At 73.2% G+C, this 26,885-nt stretch carries 25 protein-coding genes and 1 tRNA gene; 10 read left to right on the forward strand and 16 right to left on the reverse strand.

Annotated features, from left to right (window positions below):
• From mshD to ABLM29_RS10805, 3 genes are all read left to right on the forward strand, one after another.
• Positions 1–618: mycothiol synthase (gene mshD / locus ABLM29_RS10795; protein WP_349714113.1), on the forward strand; the 618-nt coding region annotated here is incomplete at its 5' end.
• A 61-nt stretch (positions 619–679) separates the two neighbouring features.
• On the forward strand, positions 680–4,258 hold the full coding sequence (locus ABLM29_RS10800; protein ID WP_349714114.1) for a hypothetical protein: 3,579 nt from the start codon (positions 680–682) through the stop codon (positions 4,256–4,258).
• Positions 4,240–4,842 (forward strand): hypothetical protein, encoded by a 603-nt coding sequence (locus ABLM29_RS10805; RefSeq protein WP_349714115.1) that lies wholly within the window; start codon positions 4,240–4,242, stop codon positions 4,840–4,842. Before ABLM29_RS10800 ends, ABLM29_RS10805 begins: the two co-directional genes overlap by 19 nt.
• A 92-nt stretch (positions 4,843–4,934) precedes the next feature.
• On the opposite strand, the gene ABLM29_RS10810 is transcribed toward ABLM29_RS10805, so the two are convergent.
• Positions 4,935–5,975 (reverse strand): alpha/beta hydrolase, encoded by a 1,041-nt coding sequence (locus tag ABLM29_RS10810; protein WP_349714116.1) that lies wholly within the window; start codon positions 5,973–5,975, stop codon positions 4,935–4,937.
• A gap of 105 nt (positions 5,976–6,080) precedes the next feature.
• Between ABLM29_RS10810 and ABLM29_RS10815 the strand changes: the two genes are divergently transcribed.
• The 3 genes from ABLM29_RS10815 (at position 6,081) to ABLM29_RS10825 (ending at position 10,035) form a co-directional block, all read left to right on the forward strand.
• On the forward strand, positions 6,081–8,234 hold the full coding sequence (locus ABLM29_RS10815; protein ID WP_502889215.1) for an RNA degradosome polyphosphate kinase: 2,154 nt from the start codon (positions 6,081–6,083) through the stop codon (positions 8,232–8,234).
• Between the two features lie 174 nt (positions 8,235–8,408).
• Positions 8,409–9,026 carry a DUF47 domain-containing protein gene (locus tag ABLM29_RS10820; RefSeq protein WP_349714118.1) on the forward strand — a complete coding sequence of 206 codons (618 nt, stop codon included), beginning with the start codon at positions 8,409–8,411 and terminating at the stop codon, positions 9,024–9,026.
• A 4-nt stretch (positions 9,027–9,030) separates the two neighbouring features.
• Positions 9,031–10,035 (forward strand): inorganic phosphate transporter, encoded by a 1,005-nt coding sequence (locus ABLM29_RS10825; RefSeq protein ID WP_349714119.1) that lies wholly within the window; start codon positions 9,031–9,033, stop codon positions 10,033–10,035.
• Between the two features lie 57 nt (positions 10,036–10,092).
• Here ABLM29_RS10825 and ABLM29_RS10830 read toward each other — a convergent pair whose 3' ends face one another.
• The 6 genes from ABLM29_RS10830 to ABLM29_RS10855 all read right to left on the reverse strand — a co-directional run bounded on the left by ABLM29_RS10830 (position 10,093) and on the right by ABLM29_RS10855 (position 16,005).
• A complete protein-coding gene (locus ABLM29_RS10830) occupies positions 10,093–10,860 on the reverse strand; it encodes a winged helix-turn-helix transcriptional regulator (protein WP_349714120.1) in 768 nt (255 codons plus the stop codon).
• A 3-nt stretch (positions 10,861–10,863) separates the two neighbouring features.
• Positions 10,864–11,643, reverse strand: coding sequence for a phosphate ABC transporter ATP-binding protein PstB (pstB, locus tag ABLM29_RS10835; RefSeq protein WP_349714121.1), 780 nt, complete (start codon positions 11,641–11,643; stop codon positions 10,864–10,866).
• A 26-nt stretch (positions 11,644–11,669) separates the two neighbouring features.
• The gene (gene pstA, locus ABLM29_RS10840; RefSeq protein ID WP_349714122.1) at positions 11,670–12,761 is read right to left on the reverse strand and encodes a phosphate ABC transporter permease PstA; all 1,092 of its coding nucleotides are present in this window, start codon (positions 12,759–12,761) and stop codon (positions 11,670–11,672) included.
• Positions 12,758–13,702 (reverse strand): phosphate ABC transporter permease subunit PstC, encoded by a 945-nt coding sequence (pstC, locus tag ABLM29_RS10845; RefSeq protein WP_349714123.1) that lies wholly within the window; start codon positions 13,700–13,702, stop codon positions 12,758–12,760. The genes pstA and pstC overlap by 4 nt, the downstream gene beginning before the upstream one ends.
• Positions 13,703–13,797: 95 nt before the next feature.
• Positions 13,798–14,919, reverse strand: coding sequence for a phosphate ABC transporter substrate-binding protein PstS (locus tag ABLM29_RS10850; protein WP_349714124.1), 1,122 nt, complete (start codon positions 14,917–14,919; stop codon positions 13,798–13,800).
• A gap of 183 nt (positions 14,920–15,102) precedes the next feature.
• On the reverse strand, positions 15,103–16,005 hold the full coding sequence (locus tag ABLM29_RS10855; protein WP_349714125.1) for an NUDIX hydrolase: 903 nt from the start codon (positions 16,003–16,005) through the stop codon (positions 15,103–15,105).
• Positions 16,006–16,054: 49 nt separating this feature from the next.
• Between ABLM29_RS10855 and ABLM29_RS10860 the strand changes: the two genes are divergently transcribed.
• Positions 16,055–17,155, forward strand: coding sequence for a hypothetical protein (locus ABLM29_RS10860; RefSeq protein ID WP_349714126.1), 1,101 nt, complete (start codon positions 16,055–16,057; stop codon positions 17,153–17,155).
• Positions 17,156–17,253: 98 nt separating this feature from the next.
• Here the strand turns inward: ABLM29_RS10860 and ABLM29_RS10865 are convergent, their stop codons facing one another.
• The 7 genes from ABLM29_RS10865 to mqo form a co-directional block, all read right to left on the reverse strand.
• Positions 17,254–19,557, reverse strand: a complete 2,304-nt coding sequence (locus ABLM29_RS10865) for a heavy metal translocating P-type ATPase (RefSeq protein ID WP_349714127.1) — start codon at positions 19,555–19,557, stop codon at positions 17,254–17,256.
• Between the two features lie 9 nt (positions 19,558–19,566).
• Complete coding sequence (locus tag ABLM29_RS10870) at positions 19,567–19,773, reverse strand: heavy-metal-associated domain-containing protein (RefSeq protein WP_349714128.1); 207 nt, start codon at positions 19,771–19,773, stop codon at positions 19,567–19,569.
• A 50-nt stretch (positions 19,774–19,823) separates the two neighbouring features.
• Positions 19,824–20,147, reverse strand: coding sequence for a metal-sensitive transcriptional regulator (locus ABLM29_RS10875; protein ID WP_349714129.1), 324 nt, complete (start codon positions 20,145–20,147; stop codon positions 19,824–19,826).
• A gap of 120 nt (positions 20,148–20,267) precedes the next feature.
• A complete protein-coding gene (locus ABLM29_RS10880; protein WP_349714130.1) occupies positions 20,268–20,420 on the reverse strand; it encodes a hypothetical protein in 153 nt (50 codons plus the stop codon).
• Positions 20,421–20,591: 171 nt separating this feature from the next.
• Positions 20,592–20,795: a cold-shock protein gene (locus ABLM29_RS10885; RefSeq protein WP_136593559.1), complete on the reverse strand. Its 204-nt coding sequence runs from the start codon at positions 20,793–20,795 to the stop codon at positions 20,592–20,594.
• A gap of 582 nt (positions 20,796–21,377) precedes the next feature.
• A complete protein-coding gene (locus ABLM29_RS10890) occupies positions 21,378–21,866 on the reverse strand; it encodes a hypothetical protein (RefSeq protein WP_349714131.1) in 489 nt (162 codons plus the stop codon).
• Between the two features lie 256 nt (positions 21,867–22,122).
• Positions 22,123–23,715 (reverse strand): malate dehydrogenase (quinone), encoded by a 1,593-nt coding sequence (gene mqo / locus ABLM29_RS10895; RefSeq protein ID WP_349714132.1) that lies wholly within the window; start codon positions 23,713–23,715, stop codon positions 22,123–22,125.
• A 320-nt stretch (positions 23,716–24,035) separates the two neighbouring features.
• Here mqo and ABLM29_RS10900 point away from each other — a divergent pair.
• Positions 24,036–24,108, forward strand: a tRNA-Lys gene (locus tag ABLM29_RS10900).
• Between the two features lie 46 nt (positions 24,109–24,154).
• On the opposite strand, the gene ABLM29_RS10905 is transcribed toward ABLM29_RS10900, so the two are convergent.
• On the reverse strand, positions 24,155–24,562 hold the full coding sequence (locus ABLM29_RS10905) for a Fur family transcriptional regulator (protein ID WP_349714133.1): 408 nt from the start codon (positions 24,560–24,562) through the stop codon (positions 24,155–24,157).
• A gap of 169 nt (positions 24,563–24,731) precedes the next feature.
• On the opposite strand from ABLM29_RS10905, the gene ABLM29_RS10910 reads away from it, so the two are divergent.
• Entirely contained in the window at positions 24,732–25,580 is an 849-nt protein-coding gene (locus tag ABLM29_RS10910) for a hypothetical protein (RefSeq protein ID WP_349714134.1), read from the forward strand.
• Here the strand turns inward: ABLM29_RS10910 and ABLM29_RS10915 are convergent.
• A complete protein-coding gene (locus ABLM29_RS10915) occupies positions 25,567–26,091 on the reverse strand; it encodes a GNAT family N-acetyltransferase (protein ID WP_349714135.1) in 525 nt (174 codons plus the stop codon). The genes ABLM29_RS10910 and ABLM29_RS10915 overlap by 14 nt on opposite strands.
• A gap of 86 nt (positions 26,092–26,177) precedes the next feature.
• Here ABLM29_RS10915 and ABLM29_RS10920 point away from each other — a divergent pair, with 86 nt between their 5' ends.
• Positions 26,178–26,855 (forward strand): PaaI family thioesterase, encoded by a 678-nt coding sequence (locus ABLM29_RS10920; protein ID WP_349714136.1) that lies wholly within the window; start codon positions 26,178–26,180, stop codon positions 26,853–26,855.
• The last annotated feature ends 30 nt before the right edge of the window (positions 26,856–26,885 follow it).

Genomic DNA, 26,885 nt, shown 5'->3' on the forward strand with positions numbered 1-26,885 from the left:
GGCGCCGCGCTCGCGGCCGCCGCGCTGGCCGAGCCCGGACCGCTCACGGTCTGGTCCCACGGCGACCACCCGGCCGCCGCGGCGATCGCCGCGCGCTCGGGGCTGGCCCGCGTGCGCGAGCTGTGGGTGATGCGCCGCCCCGCTGCGGACCTGCTGCCGGAGGTCGACCTGCCGCCCGGCGTCACGATCCGCGGCTTCGCCGGACCCGACGACGTGGCCCCCCTGCTGGCGGTCAACGCCGCCGCCTTCGCCAGCCACCCCGAGCAGGGCGCGCTCGACGAGGCCGGCCTCGCCGAGCGGATGGCCGAGGACTGGTTCGACCCGGCCGGGCTGCTGATCGCGGTCGACGCCGAGGGCGTGGTCCTGGGGTTCCACTGGACCAAGCGCCACGACGCGGCCAACGGCGAGGTGTACGTCGTCGGCGTCTCCCCCGCCGCGCAGGGCCTCGGGCTGGGCCGCGCGCTGACCGTCGCCGGCCTGCGCCACCTGGCCCGCCGCGGCGTCCACGAGGTGCACCTGTACGTCGAGTCCGACAACGCCCCCGCCCGCCGGCTGTACGAGGGGCTGGGCTTCGCACACCGGGCCGCCGACACCCACGTGCAGTATGCGCGACACTGAGTTCACCTCATCTCCGTCAACCGGCCCTCACGGGGCTCCAGCCTGAGTACGATCACGGCTCATGAGTTTTCTCACCGACGACGGGCGCGATCATGGGGAGTCGGGCGCTGAGTCCGGCTCCGTCCGCGCGCGCCGCGGACGGCGGTGGGGACGCGGCAAGAAGGCGGAGCAGGACGCCGCCGCGCCCGGGCCGGCGGCCGACGGTGCGCCCACCGTCGCCGGCGACGAACGTCCGGACGCGACGCCGCCGGCGGACTGGGGCAGCGTGATCGACCGCTCCGTCGCGCTCGCGCGCGCGTCGTCCGACGCGGCCGCGGCCGAGACGCCGGCAGAGGCCCCGGCCGATACGCCGGCAGAGGCCCCGGCCGAGGACCACGACTGGCCCTCCACCGACACCACCGAGCGGGTCTACTTCCCGACCTTCGAGGAGGACCCCCTCACCGGCGAGCTGCCCGCCGCGCTCGTCGACGACGGGCGGCGACCGGAGCCCCGGCCCGCGGCGCAGGACAACCCCGACGACACCGCGCCCGCCGCCGAGCCGGCGCCGACCGGCGCCGCGGCGGACGCGACGCAGGGCGCCACCACATCGCCCGAGGAGAGCCCGATGGACGAGACCGCAGCCACCGAGCCGGAGGCCACCGCCGGTCCCCCCGAGCCGCCCGCGCTCCACCACCTGGACGCGCCGCCCGAGCCGCTTCCCGCCGAGGAGGTCGCCGCCGCGGCGGCCGAGGTCGCCGAGCCGCTGAACGGTGAGAACGCCAAGCAGGCCGAGGCCGTCGCCGCCCAGGCCGCCCGGCTCCGACGCGACGCCGAGATGGCGGCCGCCGAGCAGGCCGCGGAGCGGATGCTGGCCGAGGAGGCCGCCCAGCGTGCCGCCGAGGCCCGGGCCGAGGCCGACCGGCTCGCCCTCGAGCAGGCCGAGACCGCCGAGGAGGCCCACCGCGCCCGGGTCGAGGCGGAGAGCCTCGCGCACGCGGAGGCGCAGGCCCGCGAGGCCGCCGAGCGCGCCGCCCGCGAGCGCGCGGAGCTGGCCGGCGCCGAGTCCGCCCGCCGCGCCGAGGCGGAGCGGAACGCCGTCGAGCAGGCCGAGCGGGCCGCGGACGCCCACGCGGAGCGGGAGGCGGCCGAGGCCCGCGCCCGCGCGCAGACCGAGCTCGCCGAGCAGGCGACCCTGGCCCGCCAGGAGGCCGAGGAGACGGCGCAGCGGTTCGCCGGCGAGGCCCAGCGCGCCCACGAGGAGCGGGCCGCCGCCGAGGAGCGGGCCCGCAGCCTGGCCGAGGCCGCCGCGTCCACGGCGGCCGAGCACGCCGACTTCGCGCGCCGGATGCTGGAGGAGCGGGAGGCGGCGGAGCGGACCTCGGCGGAGATCGCCGCGGCGCGCACGCTGGCCGAGGAGGCCGCCCGGCAGCAGGCCGCCCTCGCGGCGGAGGCCCACCAGGCCGCGGTCGAGGCCGAGGAGCGGGCGCTCGCGCTCGCCCAGCAGGCCGCCGAGCACGGGGCGCTCTCCCGGGACGCCGCCGAGCAGCGCGCCGCCGCCGAGGTGGCCGCGACCGAGCACGCCCGCCTCGCCGAGGAGGCGCACGCGGCCCGCACCGCCGCCGAGCAGTCCGCACAGCACCAGGCCGAGCTGGCGATGATCGCCCTGGAGACCTCCGAGGCCGCCGAGCGCCGGGCGCGCGAGGCCGCCGAGCGGGCCGAGCAGCAGGCGACCGCCCGCAGCCAGGCCGATGAGGCCGCCGCGGAGCAGGCCCGGCTGGCCCGGGAGGCGTACGACGCCCGTCGCGAGGCCGACGAGGCCGCCGCGCTGCAGGCCCGGCTCGCCGAGGAGGCGATCGAGGCGCGCCGCAACGCCGAGCAGGCCGTGCAGGCGCAGAGCACGATCGCCCGCGAGGCGCAGGCCTCCGCGGCGCTGGCGCACGCCTCCGCCGCGGCCGCCGCGGAGGAGCAGAGGGTCACCGCCGCGGCGCTCGCGTCGGCCGAGCAGCGCGCTGCCGAGGCGTTCCGCGCCCGCGCCGCCGCCGAGGAGCGGGCCGTGGAGACCCTGGCCCGGTTGCACGAGGCGGGCCAGGAGCACCAGCAGTCGATGTCCGCGCTGCGCCGCGAGCTGATCGCCGTCCAGGAGCAGCTGCTCTCCGCCACCCGCGCCCGCGCCGACGCCGAGCGCGCCGCCACCGAGCAGGCGCTCGCCCGGACCCAGGCCGAGGCGCGCGCGGCCGAGCTGATCCTCAAGCACGAGGAGACGCTGGCGTCGCTGCGCACCGACGCCGACCACGAGCGGGCGAACCTGGCCGAGGAGGAGCGAGCCCGGGCGATCGCGACCGCCCGGGCCGCCGAGATCGCCCTGGAGGAGGCGACCGAGCGCGGCGCCGCCCAGCTGGAGGAGCACGAGGCGGCACTGGCCGAGCTGCGCCGCCAGGCCGACGCCGACCGCGAGGCCGCCGTCGCCGAGGTCCGCGCCGAGCTCGAGGCCGCGCCGGCCGCGGAGCCCGAGCCCGAAGCGGAGCCCGAGGCGCACGTCGCCGAGGCCACGGCGGACGCCGAGCCCGAGCGCGAGGTCCACGCCGAGGTCGACGCGGGGGTCGACGTCCTCGCCGAGGCCACGGCGGACGGGGAGCCCGAGGCCGCGCTGGACGCCGAGCCCGAGCCCGCGCTGGACGCCGAGCCCCAGGCCGAGGTCGACGCGGATGCCGAAGCGGAGGCCGAGCTCGTCGCGGACACCGAGGCCGAGCTGCTGGACGGGCTCGACACCGAGCTCGACGCAGACGCCGAGCCCGAGCCAGAAGCAGACGCCGAGGCGCGGGCGGAGGAAGCGGCGGACACCGGCGCTTCGAGCCTGCTCGCCCAGTGGCTCGCCCGCCGCCACCAGCCCGACGAGCCGGCGGCCCCTGCCGGGCCGGACGTCGACCACGAGGCCGGGCCGGACGTCGAGCCGTACGCCGACCAGGACGGCGAGCCGGCGCTCCCGGTCGAGACCGTCGAGGCGGTCGAGACCATCGAGGCGGAGGAACCGGTCGAGCAGGTCGGGGGCCCCGCCGCCTTCGACGCTGCCGCCGCGTCCCTCGCCTTCGACGAGCCCGAGGCCGAGCGCACCGTCGAGCGCGCCGCGATCACGGCGCTCATCGACCAGGCCGCACCCACCGCCGACGGCGAGGCGGAGGGCGACACCCGCGTCGAGGCGGAGGGCGAGACCGACGCGACCGAGGGGCCGACCGGGCGCCCGTACCGCTCCAAGCGCGGCACCGACATCCTCGCTCCGCTGGCGATCATCGTCGCGCTGGCGTGCGCGGCGGTCGTCGGCCGGATGGCGTTCCGCGGCACCCTGCGCGAGGACATGGGCCTCGCGGTCGCGATGACCGTGGCGGCCGCGGCGCTGCTGCTCTACGCGCTGCGCGCCAGCAACAGCTCGCGCAGCGTCACCATCGACGAGCACGGCTCGATGACGGTCACCGTGGGCGACGAGGTCAGCCAGTTCGACCTGGCCAACCCCCAGACCCACCTGCAGCAGGTCGGCAAGCCCGGCCGCCGGGGCTGGCGGGTCATGGTGCTCCGCCGCGGCATGCCGCCGGTCGTGATCGACTCGCGGACCGTGCAGTCCGCGAGCTTCCTGGAGGCGGCCCGTCAGTGGCGACCGGACCTGTAGGCGACGACTGCGCGGCGCTGCGCGCCCAGGTCGACGCCCTCGCGGCGCGGCTCTCCCTCGCCGAGGCCGAGGTGGCCCGGCTGTCGGCGGCGCTCGGAGACGCCCGGGCGGTGGCGCCGCCCCTGACGCCGGGCGACGAGCTCGGCCTGTTCGGGCCGGACGACGACGGACCGCTGGCCGACGGCGCCGACCGCCAGCTGCTCTCCAAGGTCCTCACGGTGACCGCGGTCGTCGCCGGCCTGGTGGCTCTGCTGGCCGTCCGCACCGGCACCCTCTTCTCCGCGTTCGGCGTGCTGATGGTGGTCCTGACCGTCGGCCTGGCCTGGGCCGCCGTGCGGACCCGCGTGGTGCCGGTCGAGGTGTCGGTGACCCGCGGCATCGTCTACGTGACCCGGGGCGACTCCACGCACCGGTTCGACGTGCGCGAGTCCGCCTCCTCGGTGCAGATGGTCGGTCGCCCGGGCGACCCCGGCTGGCAGCTGCAGTTCCCGCGCCGCGGCCTGGACCCGTTCGTCATCGACGCCAGCATGGTCGACGCCGACGACTTCGTACGCCGGCTGCGGGAGTGGCGCCCCGAGCTCTGACGGAAGCGCGAGTCGGCACAAACTGACGCGCCGGTCCGGACCGACGAGCGCGAGTCGGCAGAAACTTTCTGCCGACTCGGCGCAATCGACCGTCAGTTTGTGCCGACTCGCGTCATCGCGCCCGCCAGCCGGTCGGCGATCTCGTCGACCGCGGCGCGGCTGCGGCGGCCCACGCCGACGATGTTGAGGAACCCGTGGATCTGGTCGGCGAACCGCCGGGTCTCGACCGCGGCGCCCGCCGCGGCCAGCCGGGCGGCGTACCCCTCCCCCTCGTCGCGCAGCGGGTCGAAGCCCGCGGTGACCACGTACGCCGGCGCCAGCCCCACCGGGAGGTCGGCGTGGAGCAGGTTCACCCGCTCGTCCGCGCGCGCCTCCGCGGTCGGCAGGAACGTCCGGGTGGCCAGCTCCATGAAGTCGCCGGTCAGGTAGAGGTCGCGCTGGAACAGGTCGTAGCTGGCCGTGGCGTGCGTGGTGGTCGCCACCGGGTAGACGAGCAGCTGCCAGGCCAGCGGGAGGCCGCTGCGGGCCGCGTGCACGGCCACCCAGGCGGCCAGGTTGCCGCCGGCCGAGTCGCCGCCCACCGCCAGCCGCGCGGGGTCCAGGTCGAGGTCCGCCGCGTGGTCGAGCACCCAGGCGTGGGCGGCCTCGGCGTCGTCGAACGCCGCGGGGAAGGGCGCCTCCGGAGCGAGCCGGTACTCCACCGCCAGCACCGGTACGCCGGAGCGCTCGGCGAGCACGCGGCACGGGGCGTCGTGGGTCTCCAGGTCGCCGTAGAGGAAGCCGCCGCCGTGGAAGAAGAGCAGCAGCGGGCCCGGGCCGCCGCGCCGGCCGCTCGGCAGGTAGTGCCGCGCCGGCAGCCCGGCCACCTCCAGGTCCCGGACCGCGCCGACGGGCTGCCGCCCGCGGACCACGTCGGTGTGGTGGCGCATCGCGTCCCGGCCCGCCGGGATCGGCAGCGTCTCGGCGCCGGGGATGCGCAGCAGCCGCTGCAGCCGCAGCGTCACCTGGGTCTCGGCCGCCAGCGTCTGGCCGTCCAGCCGCACCGGAGGGCCGGCGAGACGGCGCAGCACGCCGTCCGGGAGGGCGAGCAGCCCGCGCAGGGAGGTGGCCTCGATCACGGTTCGCAGCGACACCTGAGGCAACCTACCGGCGCGTCACCTCGGTGTGGGCCGGTCGTCACCCGATCCGTCATCTTCCGTTCACCGATAGGTGCCAAACTCGTGGACATGACGGCGGAGATGCACGCGGAGCCAGGACCGACCCCCGCGGAGCACCCGATCGACGTCGTACCGACCGACGAGGCGACCGACGAGACCCCGGCGATCGAGGACTTCAAGGACCGGTTCCTGGACCGCGAGCTCTCCTGGCTGCGCTTCAACGAGCGCGTGCTCGAGCTGGCCGAGGACGACTCGCTCCCCCTGCTGGAGCGCGCCCGGTTCCTGGCGATCTTCACCAGCAACCTCGACGAGTTCTTCATGGTCCGGGTGGCCGGCCTCAAGCGCCGCATCGCGACCGGCCTGGCGGTCCGCGCCGCCTCCGGCCTGATGCCCCGCGACGTCCTGGAGCGGATCTGGACCACGGCCCGCGAGCTCAGCGAGCGGCACGCGGCGGTGCTCCGCGACGACCTGGTCCCCTCGCTCGCCGAGGAGGGCATCCAGCTGGTCCGCTGGGCCGACCTGGAGCCCGACGAGCAGCAGCAGTGCAAGACGCTCTTCCGCGACCGCATCTTCCCCGTGCTCACCCCGCTCGCCGTCGACCCCGCGCACCCGTTCCCCTACATCTCGGGGCTCTCGCTCAACCTGGCCGTCGTGGTCCGCAACCCGCGCACCGGCAAGGAGCACTTCGCCCGGGTCAAGGTCCCGTCGAACTTCGACCGGTTCATCCCGCTCGGCAACGCCCGGTTCGTGCCGCTCGAGGACGTGATCAGCGCGCGCCTCAAGCGGCTCTTCCCGGGCATGGAGGTGGTCGAGGCGCACACCTTCCGGGTCACCCGCAACGAGGACCTCGAGGTCGAGGAGGACGACGCCGAGAACCTCCTGGCGGCCCTGGAGAAGGAGCTGCTACGCCGCAAGTTCGGCCCGCCGGTGCGCCTGGAGGTCGAGGAGTCGATCACCCCCGCCGTACTCGAGCTGCTGGTCTCCGAGCTCGACATCAGCTCCGAGGAGGTCTTCCGGCTGCCCGGCCCGCTCGACCTGCGCGGCCTGCACGGCATCGCCGACCTCGCGCGCGAGGAGCTGAAGTACCCGGCGTTCCTGCCCTCGACCCACGCCCGCCTCGCCGAGGTCGAGTCGGCCGCGCCGGTCGACGTCTTCAAGGCGGTACGCCGCCGCGACGTGCTGCTGCACCACCCGTACGACTCGTTCTCGACGTCGGTGCAGCGGTTCATCGAGCAGGCGGCCGCCGACCCGCACGTCCTGGCGATCAAGCAGACGCTCTACCGGACCTCCGGCGACTCCCCCATCATCGACGCCCTGATCGACGCCGCCGAGGCGGGCAAGCAGGTCCTGGTGCTGGTGGAGATCAAGGCGCGCTTCGACGAGCAGGCGAACATCCGGTGGGCCCGGAAGCTGGAGCAGTCCGGCTGCCACGTGGTCTACGGGCTGGTGGGCCTGAAGACCCACTGCAAGCTGGCGCTGGTGGTCCGCGACGAGCCCGACGGGATCCGCCGCTACGCCCACATCGGCACCGGCAACTACAACCCGAAGACGTCCCGGCTCTACGAGGACCTCGGGCTGCTGACCACCAACCCGGAGATCTGCGAGGACGTCGCGCACCTGTTCAACAACCTGTCCGGGTGGTCGCGCAATGCCCAGTACAACGAGCTGCTGGTCGCGCCGGACTCGGTCCGCAGCGGACTGGTCGAGCTGGTCGACGCCGAGATCGAGCACCACCGCGCGGGGCTGCCGGCCCGGATCCGGATCAAGGCGAACTCGATCGTCGACGAGCAGCTCATCGACGCGCTCTACCGCGCCTCCCGCGCGGGCGTCCCGGTGGAGCTGCTGATCCGCGGCATCTGCGCGCTGCGTCCCGGCGTACCGGGCCTCAGCGACAACATCACCGTGCGCTCGATCCTCGGCCGCTTCCTCGAGCACAGCCGCGTCTTCTGGTTCGCCGGCGGCGGCGACCCCAGCGCCTGGATCGGCTCGGCGGACATGATGCACCGCAACCTCGACCGCCGCGTCGAGGCGCTGGTGCGGCTGCCCGGGGAGGAGTCCAAGCGCGCCGTCACCGAGCTGCTCGACCTGGCCTACGACGACGACACCCAGGCGTGGCTGCTGGAGCCGAACGGCGAGTGGCGTCGCAACGAGGGCACCGTCCACCTCCAGGCGGCGCTCATCGAGCGCCAGCGCCACGGCCACCGGCCGGTCAGCTCGGCTCCGAACCGCCGCTAGGGGTAGTCCCTGACGAAAAGCACCTCCCAGCCGGGTCTGGCGGTGCTTTTCGTCAGGGACTACCCCCTCCGTGGTGGCGCGGAACACGGCGCGGTCAGGGCCCCGCATTTTCCTCGCCCGGGTTGGACACCCCCTAGGCTGTGGACGTTCGTCTCCGCCTCAACAGGAGTCCATGTGGGTCTGCGTCTACGTCCTGTCGACACAACGTTCTTCGACCTCTTCGCAGAGTCGGCCCAGCACCTCGTGACGGGTGCCGGGCTGCTGGCGGAGATGCTGTCGGAGGACTCCGACAAGGCCGACGTCGCCGAGCGGATGCGTGCCGCCGAGCACGCCGCCGACGAGACGACCCACACCCTCGTCCGCAAGGTGAACAGCACCTTCGTCACGCCCTTCGACCGCGAGGACATCTATGCCCTCGGCGCCGGCCTGGACGACGTGATGGACTGCATGGACGAGGCCGTCGACCTGATCCTGCTCTACGACGTCAAGGCCATCCCGGCCCAGCTCTCCGAGCAGGTCGACGTGCTCCAGCGCTGCGCCGAGCTGACCGCCGCCGCGATGCCGCGGCTGCGGTCGATGCGGTCGCTGGACGACTTCTGGATCGAGATCAACCGCCTCGAGAACGCCGGCGACCGCAACCACCGGCAGATCCTGGCCCACCTGTTCTCCGGCGCGTTCAAGACCATCGAGGTGCTCAAGCTCAAGGACATCGTGGAGTCGCTCGAGGGCGCCATCGACGCCTTCGAGAAGGTCGCGAACACGGTCGAGCAGATCGCCGTCAAGGAGAGCTGAGCGGGTGGACGCCACCCTTGCGATCGTCATCCTCGTCGTTGTCGTCGCACTCGTCTTCGACTACACCAACGGTTTCCACGACGCCGCGAACGCGATCGCGACCTCGGTCTCGACCCGCGCGCTGACCCCGAAGATCGCGCTCGCCCTGGCCGCGCTGATGAACTTCATCGGCGCCTTCCTGGGTCAGAAGGTCGCCCAGACCGTCAGCGACGTGATCAGTCCACCCCAGGACAACCACGGGCTGATCATCGTCGCCGCCGGCCTGGCCGGCGCGATCGCGTGGAACCTGATCACCTGGTACTTCGGCCTGCCCTCGTCCTCCTCGCACGCCCTGATCGGTGGCCTCGCTGGCTCCGCGATCGCCGCGGGCGTGACGGTCAACTGGGACACGGTGCTGAACAAGGTCGTCATCCCGATGTTCCTCTCGCCGCTCTTCGCCTTCTCCGCCGGCTTCGTCGTGATGGTGGCGCTGCTGTGGCTGTTCAAGCGCGCCAACCCGCACCGGGCCAACCGCGGCTTCCGGCTCGCGCAGACGTTCTCAGCCGCCGCGATGGCGCTCGGCCACGGGCTGCAGGACGCCCAGAAGACGATGGGCGTGATCTTCCTGGCGCTGCTCACCGGCGGGTACGTCGCCCAGGGCGACCCGTTGCCGATCTGGGTGATCGTCGCCGCGGCCGCCGCGATCTCCGCCGGCACCTGGGCCGGCGGCTGGCGGATCATGCGGACGCTGGGCCGCCGGATCATCCACCTCGACCCGCCGCAGGGCTTCGCCGCGGAGTCGGTGGCGGCGTCGGTGCTCTACACGACGGCGTTCGTCTACGAGGCGCCGATCTCGACGACCCACACGATCACCTCGGCGGTCATGGGCGTCGGCGCCACCAAGCGCCTCTCAGCGGTCCGCTGGGGCGTGGCCCGGTCGATCCTGACCGCCTGGGTGCTGACCTTCCCGGCCGCCGCGGGCATGGCCGCGCTGAGCTACTTCCTGCTGCACGGCATCACGCGCCTCTGAGCGGCACGGTGGTGGTTTCGAGGCTCGCTTCGCTCGCACCTCAACCACCGGCAGTGGTCAGTCGTCGACGGTCAGCGAGTAGCCGCGGCCGCGGATCCGGCGTACCTCGGCGGCCTCGCCGAGCCGCGCCCGCAGCCGCGTCACGTGCATCGCGATGGTGCTGCCGCTGCGGGCGTCGTCGGCGCCGCCCCACAGCGCGACCCGCAGCTCGTCGTCCGAGATCACGTCCGGCGCCCGCAGCATCAGCGCCCGGAGCAGCTCGAACTCCTTGAGCGGCGGGTCGGGGATGCGGTGGCCGTGGATGGTGACCCGGTAGGCGGCGGCGTCGAGGTCGATCGGCCCGAAGGAGAGCCGCGCGTGCTCCTCGAGGGCGCCGGGCGAGGCGACCAGCACGTCCCACAAGTCGTCCACCTCGTAGGGCCGCGCGACCCAGGCGCTGGCACCGGCCACCATCAGGCTGCCGACCGCGGCGTCGGAGGCCTGCTCCAACGCCGCGATCACGTACGGCGACCCGTGCCGCCGGATCGTGCTGACGAACTCCTCGGCGGGGATGCCCTTCGCCTCCGGCGCCACCACGACCGCGTGCGGGTCGGTGCGGCCGAACTCGACCAGGGCGTCCAGGGTGGAGCTCACCCAGGTCAGGTGAACGCCGCGCCCCGCCATCGCGTCGCGGAGGTCGGCGCGCTCGCTGTCCGGGTCGACGACGAGCAGCTGGGCCCCGGCCGTCTCGGCCCAGCGGTGGAGATAGGAGCGGACGGAGGCCTGGCGCGTCGAGACCTCCCCGTCGCCCCCAGAATCCGGCGCCCGCCCGAGCGAGCCGCCCATCGATCAGCCGAAGCGACCCGAGATGTAGGCCTCGGTGGCGGGGTCGTCGGGGTTGGCGAACATCTTCGTGGTCGGGTTGAACTCGACCAGTCGCCCGGGCTCGCCGGTGGCCTTGAGGTTGAAGAATCCGGTCTCGTCGCTGACCCGCGCCGCCTGCTGCATGTTGTGGGTGACGATGACGATCGTGTAGTCGCTCTTCAGCTCGTGGATCAGGTCCTCGATCGCGGCGGTGGAGATCGGGTCCAGCGCCGAGCACGGCTCGTCCATCAGCAGCACCTCGGGCTCCACGGCGATCGCGCGGGCGATGCAGAGCCGCTGCTGCTGGCCGCCGGAGAGGCCCATGCCGGGCTTGCCGAGGCGGTCCTTGACCTCGTTCCAGAGGTTGGCGCCGCGCAGCGACTTCTCGACGATGTCGTCCGCCTCGGACCTCTTCATCCGCTTGGAGTTGAGCTTGTTGCCGGCCAGGACGTTGTCGTAGATCGACATCGTCGGGAACGGGTTGGGCCGCTGGAAGACCATGCCGATCTGGCGGCGCACCGCGACCGGGTCGACCCCGGCGCCGTAGAGGTCGTGACCGTCGACGACGATCTTCCCCTCCACGCGGGCGCCCGGGATGACCTCGTGCATCCGGTTCAGCGAGCGCAGCACGGTCGACTTGCCGCAGCCCGAGGGGCCGATGAACGCGGTGACCGCCCGCGCGCGGATGGACATGTTGACGCCCTCGACCGCGAGGAAGTCCCCGTAGTAGATGTTGACGTCCGAGACGTCGATGCTCTTGGCCATGGTGGTTCCTTCTCTTCCGAGCCGGGTCAGCGGCCGGTCTTGGGGCTGAAGATCTTGCCCAGCAGCCGGGCGATCAGGTTCAGGGTCATCACGATCACGACGAGGACCAGGGCGGCGCCCCAGGCGCGCTCCTCCTGGATCGCGGCGTACTTGCCGCCCTGCGTCACGCTCGAGTAGATGAACACCGGGAGCGTCATCATCCGGTCGGAGAAGACGTTCCAGTTGGTCACGGTCGTGCTGCCCGCGATGATCAGCAGCGGTGCCGTCTCGCCGGCCACGCGGGCGATGGCCAGCGTGACGCCGGTGGCGATGCCGCCGAACGCGGTCGGCAGGACCACCTTGACGATCGTGCGCCACTTGGGCACGCCGAGGGCGTACGACGCCTCGCGCAGCTCGTCGGGGACCAGCTTGAGCATCTCCTCGGTGGCCCGCACCACGATCGGCATCATCAGCACCGACAGCGCGAGCGAGCCGCCGAAGCCGGAGCGGTAGGCCGGGCCGAACATCAGCGTGAGGAGCGAGAACGCGAAGAGGCCGGCGACGATCGAGGGGATGCCGGTCATCACGTCGACCAGGAAGGTCAGCACCCGGGAGAGTCGGTTCTTCTTGCCGTACTCGACGAGGTAGATCGCGGCCATCACGCCGACCGGGACCGAGATCAGGGTCGCGGTCGCGGTGATCATCAGGGTGCCGACCAGCGCGTGCTTGATGCCGCCGGGATCGCCGGTGAGCCGGTTGGTCTCGCCGAGCACACCGACCATGTCGTTGGTGAAGAAGTCGGCGCTCAGGGCGGCGTGGCCCTTGCTGATGACCTCCCAGGTCACCGCGACCAGCGGCACCATCGCGATCACGAACGTCGACCAGACCAGGGAGGTGATCAAGCGGTCGGTCGCCTTGCGGCGACCCTCCACGGCCAGGGCCCAGACGGAGAGGCCGATCACGAACACCAGCCAGGCGACGACGGACAACGCCACGAGGCCGGAGCCGGCCACGACGGTGACGAGGCCACCGACGGCCAGCGCGATGACGGCGACGAGCAGCGGGGCGATCCGCGGGAGCTGCGGGGTCCGGAGCGGCACGCTCGGGCGCTGCTCGGTCTTCTGCAGGGTGTCACTCATGACTTCACCTCACCGCGCGCGGCGATCCAGCGGCCGGCGAAGTTGACCGCGAACGAGACGACGAAGAGCACCAGGCCGCTGAAGATCAGCGTGTTGATCTTGCTGCCCGACGCGTTGCCGAAGTTGAGGGCGATGTTGGCCGCGATGGTCGAGGGCTGGTCGGTGCCGATCAGGTTGATCGTCACGAATCCGCCGGCCGAGAGGACCATGGCGACGGCCATCGTCTCGCCGAGGGCCCGGCCCAGGCCGAGCATCATCGCCGAGATCACACCGGACCGCGCGTAGGGGAAGACGGTCATCCGGATCATCTCCCAGCGGGTGGCGCCCAGCGCCAGGGCGGCCTCCTCGTGCATCCGCGGGGTCTGCAGGAAGACCTCGCGGCAGATGGCGGTGATGATCGGCAGCGCCATCACGGCGAGCACCAGGCCCGCGGTGAGGATGGTACGGCCGTGCGTCACGGGCGGCTGGAAGAACGGCAGCCAGGACATGTGGTCGCCGAGCCAGACGTAGAGCGGCAGCACCAGCGGGGCGAGGACGACACGGCCCCAGAGGCCGTAGACGACCGACGGCACGGCGGCGAGCAGGTCGATCGCGTAGCCGAGGTACGTCGCCACCCGGCGGGGCGCGTAGTGGGAGATCGCCAGCGCGATGCCGATCGCCAGCGGGGCCGCGAAGATCATCGCGAGGATCGCCGCGAGGATCGTGCCGTACAGGAGGGGCCACACGTAGACGACGATGTTGTCCTCGCCGTAGACGGACTCACCGGTCGCGGTGATCGCGGGCGCGCCCTCGATGAGGAGGAAGATCGCGACGCCGGCGAGGGCGAGCATGATCGTCAGGCCGGCGGCGGTGGCCAGGCCCGAGAAGACGCTGTCGCCCAACCGGTGGGAACTGGTCCGGGGCTCGGCCTCGGGGGCCGGCGGTTCGGTGGTCGTGGTCACCGCTGGAGTCTCTCAATCATGTGGTGCTGCAAGGAAGTGACGGGTGGGGTCCGGGCCCGGTGCGCGGCCCGGACCCCACCCGGATCAGTGGATCGTCACTCGATGGTGATGCCGTCGATGATCCCCTGGACCTTCTCGGACAGGTCCGCGCTGAGCGGGGCCGAGCCGGCCTCCTCCGCACCGAAGGCCTGGCCGTCCTCGCTCACGATGTAGCCGAGGTAGGCCTTGGTGAGCTCACCGGCCTCCGCCTCGTCGCCGCTGTAGGACTGGCAAGCGAGGAGGTAGGAGGTCAGCACGATCGGGTAGGTGCCCGACTCGGTGGTGTTGTAGTCGAGGTCGAAGATCAGCGCGGTGTCGGTCGCGCCCTCGGCCTCCGGGGAGACCTCGAGGATCTTCGCCGCGGCCTCGGCGGTGGGGCCGACGAACTCGTCGCCGACACCGATGTTGGCCACGCCCAGGCCACCGGCCTGGCTGGCGTCGGCGTAGCCGATGGAGTTGGTGCCGCCCTTGACGGCGTCGACGACGCCGGAGGTGCCCTGCGCGCCCTGGCCGCCGTAGGACTTGGGCCAGATCTCGATCTCGCCCGCGTCCCAGGCGTCGCTGGCGACGGTCGAGAGGTAGTTGGTGAAGTTGCCGGTGGTGCCCGACTCGTCGGAGCGGTGGACCGCGTCGATCGGGGCGCTCGGCAGCTTGGCGTCGGGGTTGTCGGCCGCGATCGCCTTGTCGTCCCACTTGGTGATCTTGCCGGCGAAGATCCCGGCCAGCGTGTCGGGCGACAGGTTGAGCTCGTCGACGCCATCGATGTTGAAGATGACGGCGATGGGGCTGACGTAGTTCGGCAGCTCGATCGGGGCCTCGCCACCGCAGCGCTCGGTGGCGGCGGTCAGCTCGCCCTCGTCGTCGGTGAGGTAGGAGTCGGAGCCCGCAAACGGGAAGGCGGCGGAGATGAAGTTCTCGCGGCCGCCGCCCGAGCCGATCGGGTCGTAGGTGACGGTGACGTCGGGCGCCACGGCGGTGAACCCGGCGATCCAGGCCTCCTGCGCAGCCTGCTGCGAGGACGCGCCGCCGGCGGCGAGGGTGCCGGAGAGCGAGGCGGTGTCGTCGGAGCCGGAACCGGAGCCGGTGTCGCCGTCGTCGTCGCTACCGCAGGCGGTCAGCACGAGGGTCAGGGCAGCCAGGCCCGGGACCAGCGCGCGTCGAAGGTGGGTGAGCTTCAAGGGAATTGCCTCTCGGGAGCTGAGGGGCACGCACTCTGGCCCCCCGGTTGAATCACTGGACACCGAGGAACGTAGGGACCGTCGGTAACGCAAATGGCCAGCCGATCTGAACGGAACGTGAACAGCGACCGAGCAGTCGGCGACACCCCTGGTGCTCTCGGTCACAGGCGCCGCGCACGGGCCTCAGAGACCCCCGACGGCGTGCCGCTCCATCGCCACCGGGCTCCCCTTGCGCAGGTGCAGCACCAGCATCTCCCCGGGAGCCAGCGGCTTGCCCCGACGGCTCCGCTTGACCCCCAGCGCGTCCAGCACGAGCGGCAGCACCGGGCGGTGGGTGCACAGAACGGCACCCCGCTCCGCGGCCAGCAGCTCCTCGACGACGTCGGTCACGCCGGCGGCGGTCGCCCCCTCCTCGCTCAGGCGCTTGTCGCGCTCGATCTCGCGGTCGGCGGCGAAGGGCTCCAGCGTCTGCAGGCAGCGGGTGCTGCTGGAGGAGACCAGGCGCCCGGGCTGGTACGCCGCCAGCATCGGCGCCAGGCGCAGGGCGTGCGCCTCGCCGGTGCGCAGCAGCGGGCGCAGCGCGTCGTCCTCGTGCCAGCGGGAGCGCGAGCGCGCCTCCGCGTGACGCAGCACCACCAGCGGCCGGGTCTTGTGCCGCACCTCCAGCGCGGCGGCGAGGGTGGCCCGGTCGCGGGTGTGCGTGAGCAGCCTGGCCGCCTCGGCGGCCGGCACCCAGCGCACACCGTCGATCTCCGCGTTGGGCTGGTAGCCGCCCACGTCGTCGCTGCCGAGCACCCGGCCGGTCCAGTAATGGACGACCTTCGGCCGGTCGTTCACCGGGTAGTGCTGCTCGGCCAGCGGCGGCCCGAGCCGGACCTCGACGCCGGTCTCCTCGACCACCTCCCGCACGGCCGCCGCCGTGGCGTGCTCCCAGCGGTCCAGCTTGCCCTTGGGGAACGACCAGTCGTCGTACTTGGGGCGGTGGACCAGGAGCACCTCCCGGCCCGGCCGGAACGTGACCACGCCCGCCGCGACGATGGGGGGCTTGTTCGATGCTGCACCTGTGATCAACGGGGAGTTGGGCACGGCGCTAGTCTCACACCCCGCCGGAACCCCCTCCAGGAGGCCCCCACCGATGCCACGCCCGTCACATCGCCGCTGGTTGGTGATCGCGCTGGCCACGGCCGTGGTCGCGGGCGCCGCGGTGGTCGCCGTCGCGGTGGTCCGCCGGGTCACCGACACCGGCCAGTCCCGGCTGGCGACGGCGATGGAGCTCGCGCCCGCCGACGCGGTGCGGTTCACCTGGACCGACTGGGCCTCGGTGCGCGAGGAGCTCGGGTCGCCGGTGTCCGCGGCGACGCCCGCCGAGGACCTCGACGACTTCCTCGACGCCGCCTTCGACGCCGACCTGAGCCCGATGTCGACCCTCGTCTCCTCCACGCCCGTGCTGCAGGACGAGTACGGCGTCAGCCCGGCGTCGCTGGACTGGGAGCTGTACGCCCAGAGCCGCGCCGGCGCCGTGCTGCTGCTCGGGCTCCCCGAGGCGCTCGACCTCGACGAGCTGCGGGTGCGCCTGGGCCGGCTCGGGTATGCGGTGCCGGACGAGGCCGACGGCGTGTGGGACGGCGGCGGGGAGCGGCTGGCCGGGATCGGCCCGGTCACCCCCGAGCTGACCTACCTGCGCATCGACGACGAGCACCGGGTGCTCGCCGCCAGCGACCAACGCGCCACCGTGGCCGCCCTGGACGGCTCCGTGCGCGGCGACGAGGACACGACGGCCGGCACCTCCTCCGACGGCTCCGCCGGCGGGGTCTCCGCCGCGGTGGGCGCACTCGGCGACGTGCGGGCCGCGGCGGTCTACAGCGGCGACTACGCCTGCGTGGCGCTGTCGATGACGCAGGCCGACACCGACGACCAGGCGGAGGCGGCCCGGCTGGTCGACGAGGCCGGCGGGGTGCACCCGCTGGACGGGTTCGCGATCGGCACCGCCGGCGACGGGGACCTGCGGGTCGCGCTCGCCCTCGAGTCGGAGGAGGCCGCCCGCGAGGACGCCGACAGCCGTTCCGTGCTCGCCGCCGGACCCGCTCCCGGGCAGGGCGGCACCTTCCCCGAGCGCTTCCGGCTCGGCGAGGTCGTCGCCGACGGCCGCGTGGTCACCCTCGACCTCGCCCCGGAGCCGCGCACGTTCGTGCTCTCCGACCTCTCCGCCGGGCCGGTGCTGTTCGCGACCTGCTGAGGTCGGTGCGGCTCCTGCGAGCCGTCGTCACATCCAGATCGGCCCCTGAACGCGCGATTCTGGGGCCAATCTGGTTGTGACGACGCGCGCCGCGGCCGCTACCGGAACCGCCGCAGCCGCAGCGAGTTGGTGACCACGAAGACGCTCGACAGCGCCATGGCCGCCCCGGCGATCATCGGGCTGAGCAGCCCGGCGGCGGCCAGCGGCAGCGCGGCCACGTTGTAGGCGAACGCCCAGAACAGGTTGCCGCGGATCGTGGCCAGGGTGCGGCGGGCCAGCCGGACGCCGTCGGCCGCCACCCGCAGGTCGCCGCCGACGATGGTCAGGTCGCTGGCCTCGCGGGCGACGTCGGTGCCGGTGCCCATCGCGATGCCGAGGTCGGCGGTGGCCAGGGCCGGGGCGTCGTTGATGCCGTCGCCCACCATCGCCACCACCCGGCCGCGCTCCTGGAGGGCGCGGACGTGGTCGACCTTCCCCTCCGGCAGCACGCCGGCGACCACCTCGTCGATGCCCACCTCGGCGGCCACGGTGCGGGCGGCGCGCTCGTTGTCGCCGGTGAGCAGGACCGGGCTCAGCCCGAGGTCCCGCAGCCGGGCGACCGCCTCGGCGGCGCCGTCCTTGACCGCGTCGGCCACCACCAGTACGCCGCGGGCGGCTCCGTCCCACCCGACCACGACCGCCGTCGCGCCCCGGTCCTCGGCGGCCTCCACCGCCGCGTCCAGCGCCGGCGTCAGCGTCATCCCGCGCTCGACGAGGAGCGACCGGCGGCCGAGCACGGCTTCGACGCCGTCGACCGTTCCGGTGACGCCGAGCCCGGCCAGGGCGGTGAAGCCCTCCACGGCACCGACCGCGCCGTCCGGCGCACAGCCGGCCACGACGGCACGGGCGATCGGGTGCTCCGAGCCGGACTCGAGGGCGGCCGCGCGACGCCGTACCAGGTCCTCGGGGGCGCCGTCGGCGACCACGTCGACCAGCCGCATCCGTCCGGTGGTGACGGTGCCGGTCTTGTCCAGCACCACGGTGTCGACGGCACGGGTGGCCTCGAGCACCTCCGGGCCGCGGATCAGGATGCCCAGCTGGGCGCCCCGGCCGGTGCCGACCATCAGGGCCGTCGGGGTGGCCAGGCCGAGCGCGCAGGGGCACGCGATGATCAGCACCGCGACGGCGGCGGTGAACGCGACCGCGGCGCCGGCCCCCGTGACCAGCCAGAACGCCAGCGTGGCCAGCGACAGCAGGATCACCGCGGGCACGAAGACCCCCGAGATGCGGTCGGCCAGCCGCTGCACGGCGGCCTTGCCCGCCTGGGCCTCCTCGACCAGCCGGGCCATCTGCGCCACCTGGGTGTCGGCGCCGACCCGGGTAGCCCGCACGACGAGGCGCCCGGTGGTGTTGACGCTCGAGCCGACCACCGGGGTCCCGGGGCCGACCTCGACGGGGAGGGACTCCCCCGTCATCAGCGACTGGTCCAGCGCGGAGGTGCCGGCGACGACCTCGCCGTCGGTGGCGACGCGCTCCCCGGGGCGGACCACGAAGAGGTCCCCGACCTCGACCCGGTCGGCGCGGACCGACCGCTCGGGTCCGCCGATCCCCTCCGGCAGCACCCGGACCTCCGCGACGCCGGCGGTGGCCAGCGCGCGCAGGGCCTCGCCGGCGCGGCGCTTGGACCGCTTCTCGAAGTAGCGGCCGGCCAGCAGGAACGTGGTGACCCCCGCGGCCGTCTCCAGGTAGATGTTGTCCAGCCCCGAGGTCGGGCCGTCGCCCCACGCCACGAGAGCGTCGTAGGAGTGGGTCATCCCCGGCATCCCGGCGTCGCCGAGGAAGAGCGCGACCAGCGACCACCCGAAGGCGGCGAGCACGCCGAGGGAGACCAGCGTGTCCATCGTGGTCGTCCCGTGCCGCAGGTTGACCCAGGCGGCGCGGTGGAACGGCCAGGCGCCCCAGGTGGCCACCGGGGCCGCGAGCGTCAGCGAGGCCCACTGCCAGTTCTCGAACTGCCACGCCGGCACCATCGCCATCGCGATCACCGGCACGGTGAGCACCGCGGAGGTGATCAGGCGGGTACGCAGCGACTCGAGCTCGGGATCGGGCCGCTCCGCGCCCGCGGTGCCCGCCTCGTCCACATCCGCGGGCTCGGGCGGCGGCTCGGGCAGGTGCAGGGTGGCGCCGTACCCGGCGGCCTCGACCGTCTCGATCAGCCGCGCCACGTCGATCGCGGGGTCGTGGCTGACCCGGGCGCGCTCGGTCGCGTAGTTGACCGTGGCGGTGACCCCGTCGAGCTTGTTGAGCTTGCGCTCGATCCGGTTGGCGCACGAGGCGCAGGTCATCCCGGTGAGCTCCAGGTCGACGTCGTGCTCGGCGCCCGTGTCGGCCTCCGGCTGCCGCCGCTCGGTGTCGGTGCTCATCGCGGGCGCTCAGGCGAGGTCATAGCCGGCCTCCTCGACGGCCGCGCCGACGGCGGTCCGGTCGAGCGGCTGCGCGCTGGTCACGGTGACCGCTCCGGTCGGCAGGTCCACGGCGACCGACTCGACGCCGTCGATCTCCTGGATCTCCTCGGTCACCGACGCCACGCAGTGGGCGCAGGTCATGCCGGTCACGGTCCAGGTGCTGGTGGTGCTCATCTCTTCCTCCGGTGCAGCGGTTCGTACGACGGTCGGCCGTTCAGGGCCGATCAGGAGCGGACCAGGCGACGGATCGCCGCCATGGCCTCCTCGAGCTTCTCCTCCGCCTCGGGTCCCCCGGCCGCGGCGGCGTCGACGACACAGTGGTTCAGGTGCTCCTCGAGCAGGGCCAGCGAGAACGCCTCGAGGGCGCTCTTCATCGCCGAGACCTGGGTGAGGATGTCGATGCAGTACTTCTCCTCGTCGACCATCCGCTGAAGACCGCGGGCCTGGCCCTCGATCCGGCGCAGGCGCTTGACGTAGTCCTGCTTGTGATGGAGGTACCCGTGCACGTGGGGCTGTCCCGCGTCGGACGGGGCGAGGCTGTCGTCCATGCCCTCCAGCATACCCCCATGGGGTATCCAATCAAGTCGCCGCCGGGTCAGAGATGAACGAAGGGCCCTCCCCCGCTCACGGAGGAAGACCCTGGGTCGGCGCGTCGATCGGCGCCTCGATCAGCGCGCCGGGTGGACCCCGAGGATCCGGTCGATCTCCTCGGTCGGAAGCCTCTCCTCGGACGCGGTGGCAGCGATGATCAGGTTCGTCGTCAGCTCGACCTCGATCAGCAGGTCGTCATCTTCCAGCTTCACGTCGAACGGGTCTGCCACGACTTCACCTCCCGCCGGGCGCAGGTTCCAATTCCGAGGGGCGTCGGCGTGGCCCGGATCCACAGCCACCTCCATAGTGCCCCCTGGCGGAGCGCCCAAACCGGAATAACGATGAAAAATCACGAACCCCGCCGGATCGGTCCGGCGGGGTTCGATCAGTCCCGGTTCAGATCAGAGGGGACGCACGTTCTCGGCCTGGGGACCCTTGGGGCCCTGGGTGACGTCGAACTCGACCTTCTGGTTGTCCTCCAGGGACTTGTAGCCCTGGGTCTGGATCGCCGAGTAGTGGACGAAGACGTCGTCGCCGCCACCCTCCTGCTCGATGAAGCCGAAGCCCTTCTCGGCGCTGAACCACTTCACGGTGCCCTGAGCCATGTTCGCTCGCTACTCCTAGTGTCGGGGCGTGAGCCGCCACTTCGGCGACCCGCACCAGATGCGTGACACGTCGTTCCGGAACCGTGATGGGTGACCACACAAACCAGAAACGCCGTCGGCCAACTAGCTCCGCAGGCGTCCAACCTCAGACCTTGCATCTGTTGCAGCATGGACAGTACCAATCCGAAGGGCCGCCGGAAGGCTCCCTCGAGATTGATCTCAGGATGGTCCGTGAAGGTTGCGCGTCAGGGTCGTGACGCCCATGCAAATGCGCAATTCTCGGGAGCACGGAGAGCCACGGGCGAGAAAGTCCCGCGCAGTGCGACCGACGAGCGATTGAACCGTTCAACGTATTACCCAATTATGGGTAAAGCGCCACGCCGAGCCCTTGCGTGAGACTGCAGACATGGGTACGCGCAAAGTCAATGGCCCGAAGCGGCCCCGCACCAGCCGGCGCATCGCAGCGCTGCTGACGGGACTGGGAGTGGCCCTGTGGGTCCTCGTCGGGACCGCCGCCCTGCCGGCGCAGGCGATGCTGCTGTCCACCAGCAGCGGCTCGGACGGGTGCGTGGGCTCGCCGGACTACTGCGGAACGACGACCCCGCCGACGACCACCACCCCGCCGGGCGGCGAGACGCCGCCGCCATCGACCACCCCGCCGACCACGCCGGCGACCACGCCGCCGGGTGGCGAGACGCCGCCGCCGTCGACCACCCCGCCGACGACCGCGACGACCCCGCCGACCACGACCCCGCCGGGTGGCGAGACCCCGCCGCCGTCGACGACCCCGCCGACCACGCCGCCGACGACCGCGACGACCCCGCCGACCACGACCCCGCCGGGCGGCGAGACCCCGCCGCCGTCGACCACCCCGCCGACCACCCCGCCGATCACCACGCCGCCGGGTGGCGAGACCCCGCCGCCGTCGACCACTCCGCCGGGCGAGGAGACCACCCCGCCGACCACCACCCCGCCGACGACCACGACGACGACCACGCCCCCGGGCGAGGAGACGACGCCGCCGACCACGCCGCCGACGTACAAGTGCCCGACCTGCACCCCGCCGGGCACCTCCGGAGGGACCCCGCCGAGCCTGCCGTCGACCGGCTCGCCCGCGTGGGCCGTGCCTGCCGCCGGGCTCGGAGTGATCCTGGTGGCCGCGGGAGCCGCGCTCTTCGGCACCTCGTTCCGCAACTCGCAGCGACGCAAGGCGAACCTGGCCTGACCCGACGGGTCGGCTAGACACGGCATCGGCTCCCGGGACCGCGGTCCCGGGAGCCGATGCCGTTGCGTCGTGGGGCCCCGCTGCCGGGGCTCCTGGGAGCCGCTACTCGGCCGTGGCCTCGGACGCGGGCTCGAGGGCGAGGGTGCGGGCGGTGGTGGCCGCCACCTCGGCTGCCAGCTCCGGGTTCTGGGTGAGCAGCGTGCCGTAGGAAGGCATCGCCTTCTCCAGGGCCGGGCGCCACTCCGCGAGGTGCTCCGGGAAGCAGCGCTCCATCACGTCCAGCATCGCCGCGACCGCGGTGGAGGCGCCGGGCGAGGCGCCGAGCAGGCCCGCGATCGAGCCGTCGGCGGAGGTGATCACCTCGGTGCCGAACTGCAGCGAGCCGCCCCGCCAGAACCTGCCGGAGCCGGTCGGCTTGATCACCTGCACCCGCTGCCCGGCGACGATCTTCTCCCAGTCGTCGGCGTTCGCCGCGGGGTAGAAGTCGCGCAGCTGCGACAGCTGCGCCTTCTTGGAGGCGAAGACCTCCGCGATCAGGTAGCGCACCAGGGAGAGGTTGCGCAGGCCGACGACCAGCATCGGGATCAGGTTGTGCAGGCGCACCGACTTGAGCAGGTCGAAGATCGAGCCGTGCTTGAGGAAGCGCGGCGAGAAGCCGGCGTACGGGCCGAACATCAGCGAGGACTCGCCGTCGACGACGCGGGTGTCCAGGTGCGGGACCGACATCGGCGGCGCGCCGACCGCTGCCTTGCCGTACACCTTGGCCTGGTGCTGGTCGACGACCTCCGTGGTGCGGGTGCGCCAGAACACGCCGGAGACCGGGAACCCGCCGAAGCCGCGGACCTCCTCGATGCCGGAGCGCTGCAGCAGCGTGAGGGCCTGGCCGCCGGCGCCGACGAAGACGAAGCGGGCCGTGACCGAGAGCGGGCCGCCGGCGTCGCGGCTCTTCCCGCGGATCCGCCAGCCCTCCTCGTCGCCGGCCGTGAAGCGGCGCAGGCGCCGCACCTCGACGCCGGTGAGCAGGTCGATGGCGTCGGTGTCGGTCAGGTGGTCGAGCATGGCGGCCGTGAGCGCGCCGAAGTCGACGTCGGTGCCCTCCATCGAGCGGGTGGCGGCGACGGGCTCGCCGGCCGCGACGTCGCGGCCGGCCACCAGCAGCGGCGCCCACTCCTCGATCACGGCGGGGTCCTCGGTGTACTCCATGCCGGCGAAGAGCGGGTGGGCGGCGAGCGCCTCGTACCGGTCGCGCAGGTAGGCGACGTTCTCCTCGCCCCAGACGAACGAGAGGTGCGGGGTGGCCCGGATGAACGCCGCCGGGTCCGGGATGTGGCCGGACTCGACGAGGAAGGCCCAGAGCTGGCGGGAGAGCCAGAACTGCTCGTTGACGCCGACGGCCTTGGTGATGTCGATCGTGCCGTCGTCGAGGCGCGGCGAGTAGTTGAGCTCGCAGAGGGCGGCGTGGCCGGTCCCGGCGTTGTTCCACGGTCCGGAGGACTCGGCGGCGAGCCGGTCGAGTCGCTCCACGATCGCGATCCGCCAGGTCGGCTCGACCAGGCGCAGGAGGGTGGCCAGCGTGGCGGACATGACGCCACCGCCGACCAGCACGGCGTCGTAGGTGAAGGCGTCCTCGCCCGGGGCGGCCTCGGACGCCGCGGGGTCGATCGTCGTGCCGGTCAGGTCTGTCGGTCGGGTCACGAGTGCTTGTCTCCTACAGCAAACTGCTCAGCGAACTCTCAGGCGCGCACATCCGAGGCACTTTGGTACCGGTCGACGGGACTGGCGCCCTACTTGACGCGAATGTGCGATTTCCCACACACGTGACTTCTTGGGAACTCCAACGGGCACTTCGGGACCCGTCCGCCCATGTCAGACGCCATCCCCGAGCTCCGCAGCGGAGCGACTGCCGCCGGACGACCGGGCCGTTCGCCCCGATAGGGTGACCCCGTCGGATCAGCGCTCGGCGGCGGACCACACGGGAGATGTCCCGGGGGTCAGGCCGGCGTCCCTGATCCCCCGGGCCCCTAGCTCAATTGGCAGAGCATCGGACTTTTAATCCGCGGGTTGTGGGTTCGAGTCCCACGGGGCCTACCGGTTCGGAGAACCCGGCCGGCGCCTGCTCAACCGGCCGGCGGCGTCAGGCCTGGCAGTCGGCGCAGGTGCCGAAGAGCTCGATCGTGTGGCTGACGTCGGCGTACCCGTGCTCGTCGGCGACGCTGCGCGCCCAGCGCTCCACCGCCGGCGCGGCGATCTCCACCGTGCGGCCGCACTGGCGACAGACCAGGTGATGGTGGTGGTCGGGGCTGCAGCGACGGTACGTCGCCTCCCCCGCCGCGCTCTGGAGCACGTCGACCTCGCCGGAGTCGACCATCGCCTGCAGCGTCCGGTAGACCGTCGCGAGTCCGACCTTCTCCCCGCTCCGGCGCACCGCATCGTGGATGTCCTGGGCGCTCCGGAAGTCCTCGGAGTGCTGCAGCGCCTCGGAGATCGCCCTGCGCTGGCGGGTCGGACGCAGTCCGCTCGACCGCTCGTCGATCTGCGGCACCGGCACCTCCCTCGTCTCACGTCCGCCGTTCGGACCTCTCGGGCCCAACCTATCGTCGCCCCGACCCGGGACCCGCGTGGCCGGCGCCACAGGACGTATGGCCTGAATGCGCTGACGATCGCAGACCGCAGCACTACGCTGCCACGCGGGGGAAAGGAAGGGATTCGTCATGGGGATGGATGGCGAGTTCGGCAGGGACACCGACGCGATCAAGTCGTGGTTGGCCAAGCGGGCCAGCTACACCGACGACGAGTCACTGCCGGGTGTCGGCGACGCCGACGCGATCGAGGCCGACACGACGGTCCGGCTGGACGACGAGCCGCAGCCCGCGCACGCCGAGCCGGCCGAGCCGACGTCCGCCTTCGACCCGCTCAGCGAGCCGCTGCGGGACACGCTGCCGACGGCCCCGCCCGCCTTCGACGAGGCGTTCGTCGAGCCCGCCGTCGACGAGCCCGCGCTCGACGCGACCGCGATTGCGCCCAGCGCGCCGACCTGGACCGCGCCGCGGCCGACGACGCCGCAGTGGAGCGGACCGGAGCGTCCGCGCCGCGGCAGCACCGCGGACATCGAGTTCACCCCGCGGGTCGGCGGTCGCTGGCTCGCCACCGTGCTCACCCTGGTCGCCTTCGTCGGCGCCGGGGCGGCCGGCTACCTGGCCTTCCACGAGCCGACCGCGACCCGGATCGGCTTCGCCGCCGGCCTCGGCCTGATCGCCCTCGTCGCCTGGGCGGCGCACGTCGGCGCCGGACCGGTCGAGCTGGCCGTCAACGGCGGCAAGCTGGAGGTCCGCCAGGGCGGCCGGACCCGCGTGTACGACCTGGCCAGCCCCTACACCCCCGTCGCGGTCGTCGGGCGCCCCGGCCGCCGCGGCTGGAAGGTGCTCGTCGAGCAGGCCGGCGAGCCGGTGCTGACGGTCAACGCGAGCATGGTCGACCCGGTCTGGTTCTCCGACGTGCTCTACCGGCTGCGCCCGGACCTGAGGGAGCCGGCCGCGCGCCCCGTCTTCAGCCGACGCTGATCCAGTAGCGGCGCTTGATGCCGCGCACGTCCTCGAGAACGCCGCCGTTGCGCTCGATGGTCCGCGCCGACGCCTCGTTGTCGTCGTCGCAGGTGACGAGCACCCGGTCCAGGCCCAGCCGACGGGCGTCCTCGAGCGCGCCTGCCAGCGCGCGGCCGGCGTGCCCCTCGCGCCGGCGCGACGGGCGTACCGAGTAGCCGATGTGCCCACCCTGGTCGAGCAGGAAGTCGTTGAGCTCGTGGCGGGTGTTCAGGAAGCCGACCAGCTCCTCGCCCGGCGCGCCGTCACCCTCGGCGATCCAGTAGTACGTCGACGCCACCCGGGTGCCGTCCCCGTCCGCGGTCGCCCGGAGCGTCGCGACGAACGCCGCACAACCGGCCTCGGTCGGCTCCGGGTCGCCCTCGATGAACCAGTGGCCGGAGCCGTGCATCTCCTCGACGCCGCCGAAGTCCTCGACCATGGCCGCCCACTCGCGCCAACGGGACGGGTCGGGGCTCACCAGCGCAGTCATGCGGGCCATCCCACCAGACCCGGCCGGGCGGCCACCAATCGGTTTCCAAGGACCCCGGAAGTAGAACATGTTCTAGCATCGGGCGCATGAAGGGGATGAAGGCGTTCGAGCCGGACGAGGCCACCGACGACGAGGTCGCGCAGGAGGCTGCGGCGTTCGGCCCGTTGGCGCAGGCGGTCCGCGAGCTCGCCGACGCGGCCCTGCGCACCCGGGTCGACCCCGCCGACGCCCGCGCCGCCACCGACGAGATCGAGGCGCTCACCGCGCGCCTGCGGGCCGACCAGCTCCCCGGCTCGTACGGCGTGCGCCGGCGGCCCGACGGCAGGGGCCGCCCCTGGGGCAACGCCGTCATCGGCCTGCGGAACCCGATCGCGCCGCCGCTGGCACCGGTGGCCGAGGCGGACCGCGTCGTCGCCGACTTCGACCTCGGCGCGGTCTACGAGGGTCCGCCGGGGCTGGTCCACGGCGGGGTCGTCTCCCTGATCCTCGACCAGATGCTCGGGCAGGCCGCCGGCGCCCGTGGACGCCCCGGGATGACCGGCACGCTGACCATCGTCTACCGCCAGGCGACCCCGCTCGGCCCGCTGCGCGCCGAGGCCTGGATCGAGCGCGCCGAGGGGATCAAGACCTGGGCCCGCGGCCACGTCATCGGCCCCGACGGCGTCACGGCCGAGGCCGACGGCGTCTTCATCCTGCCCCGCTGGGCCCGGAAGCTGATCGAGGAGCGCGGCCCGGACGCGCCGACGCCGGCCTACTACGAGTAGCAGGCCGGCGTCGTCAGGCGGGTGGGTCCC

Origin of the sequence: Nocardioides sp. YIM 152588, assembly GCF_040191335.1 — a bacterium.
Taxonomy (GTDB): domain Bacteria; phylum Actinomycetota; class Actinomycetes; order Propionibacteriales; family Nocardioidaceae; genus Nocardioides.

Bases quoted from the DNA above. Each gene is read 5' to 3' on its own strand.
- ABLM29_RS10800 (WP_349714114.1), top strand. From the start codon at position 680: ATGAGTTTTCTCACCGACGACGGGCGCGATCATGGGGAGTCGGGCGCT.
- ABLM29_RS10815 (WP_502889215.1), top strand. From the start codon at position 6,081: ATGCACGCGGAGCCAGGACCGACCCCCGCGGAGCACCCGATCGACGTC.
- ABLM29_RS10830 (WP_349714120.1), bottom strand. From the start codon at position 10,860: ATGGGCGGCTCGCTCGGGCGGGCGCCGGATTCTGGGGGCGACGGGGAG.
- pstB (WP_349714121.1), bottom strand. From the start codon at position 11,643: ATGGCCAAGAGCATCGACGTCTCGGACGTCAACATCTACTACGGGGAC.
- pstA (WP_349714122.1), bottom strand. From the start codon at position 12,761: ATGAGTGACACCCTGCAGAAGACCGAGCAGCGCCCGAGCGTGCCGCTC.
- ABLM29_RS10860 (WP_349714126.1), top strand. From the start codon at position 16,055: ATGCCACGCCCGTCACATCGCCGCTGGTTGGTGATCGCGCTGGCCACG.
- ABLM29_RS10865 (WP_349714127.1), bottom strand. From the start codon at position 19,557: ATGAGCACCGACACCGAGCGGCGGCAGCCGGAGGCCGACACGGGCGCC.
- ABLM29_RS10870 (WP_349714128.1), bottom strand. From the start codon at position 19,773: ATGAGCACCACCAGCACCTGGACCGTGACCGGCATGACCTGCGCCCAC.
- ABLM29_RS10875 (WP_349714129.1), bottom strand. From the start codon at position 20,147: ATGGACGACAGCCTCGCCCCGTCCGACGCGGGACAGCCCCACGTGCAC.
- ABLM29_RS10885 (WP_136593559.1), bottom strand. From the start codon at position 20,795: ATGGCTCAGGGCACCGTGAAGTGGTTCAGCGCCGAGAAGGGCTTCGGC.
- ABLM29_RS10910 (WP_349714134.1), top strand. From the start codon at position 24,732: ATGGGGATGGATGGCGAGTTCGGCAGGGACACCGACGCGATCAAGTCG.
- ABLM29_RS10915 (WP_349714135.1), bottom strand. From the start codon at position 26,091: ATGACTGCGCTGGTGAGCCCCGACCCGTCCCGTTGGCGCGAGTGGGCG.
- ABLM29_RS10920 (WP_349714136.1), top strand. From the start codon at position 26,178: ATGAAGGGGATGAAGGCGTTCGAGCCGGACGAGGCCACCGACGACGAG.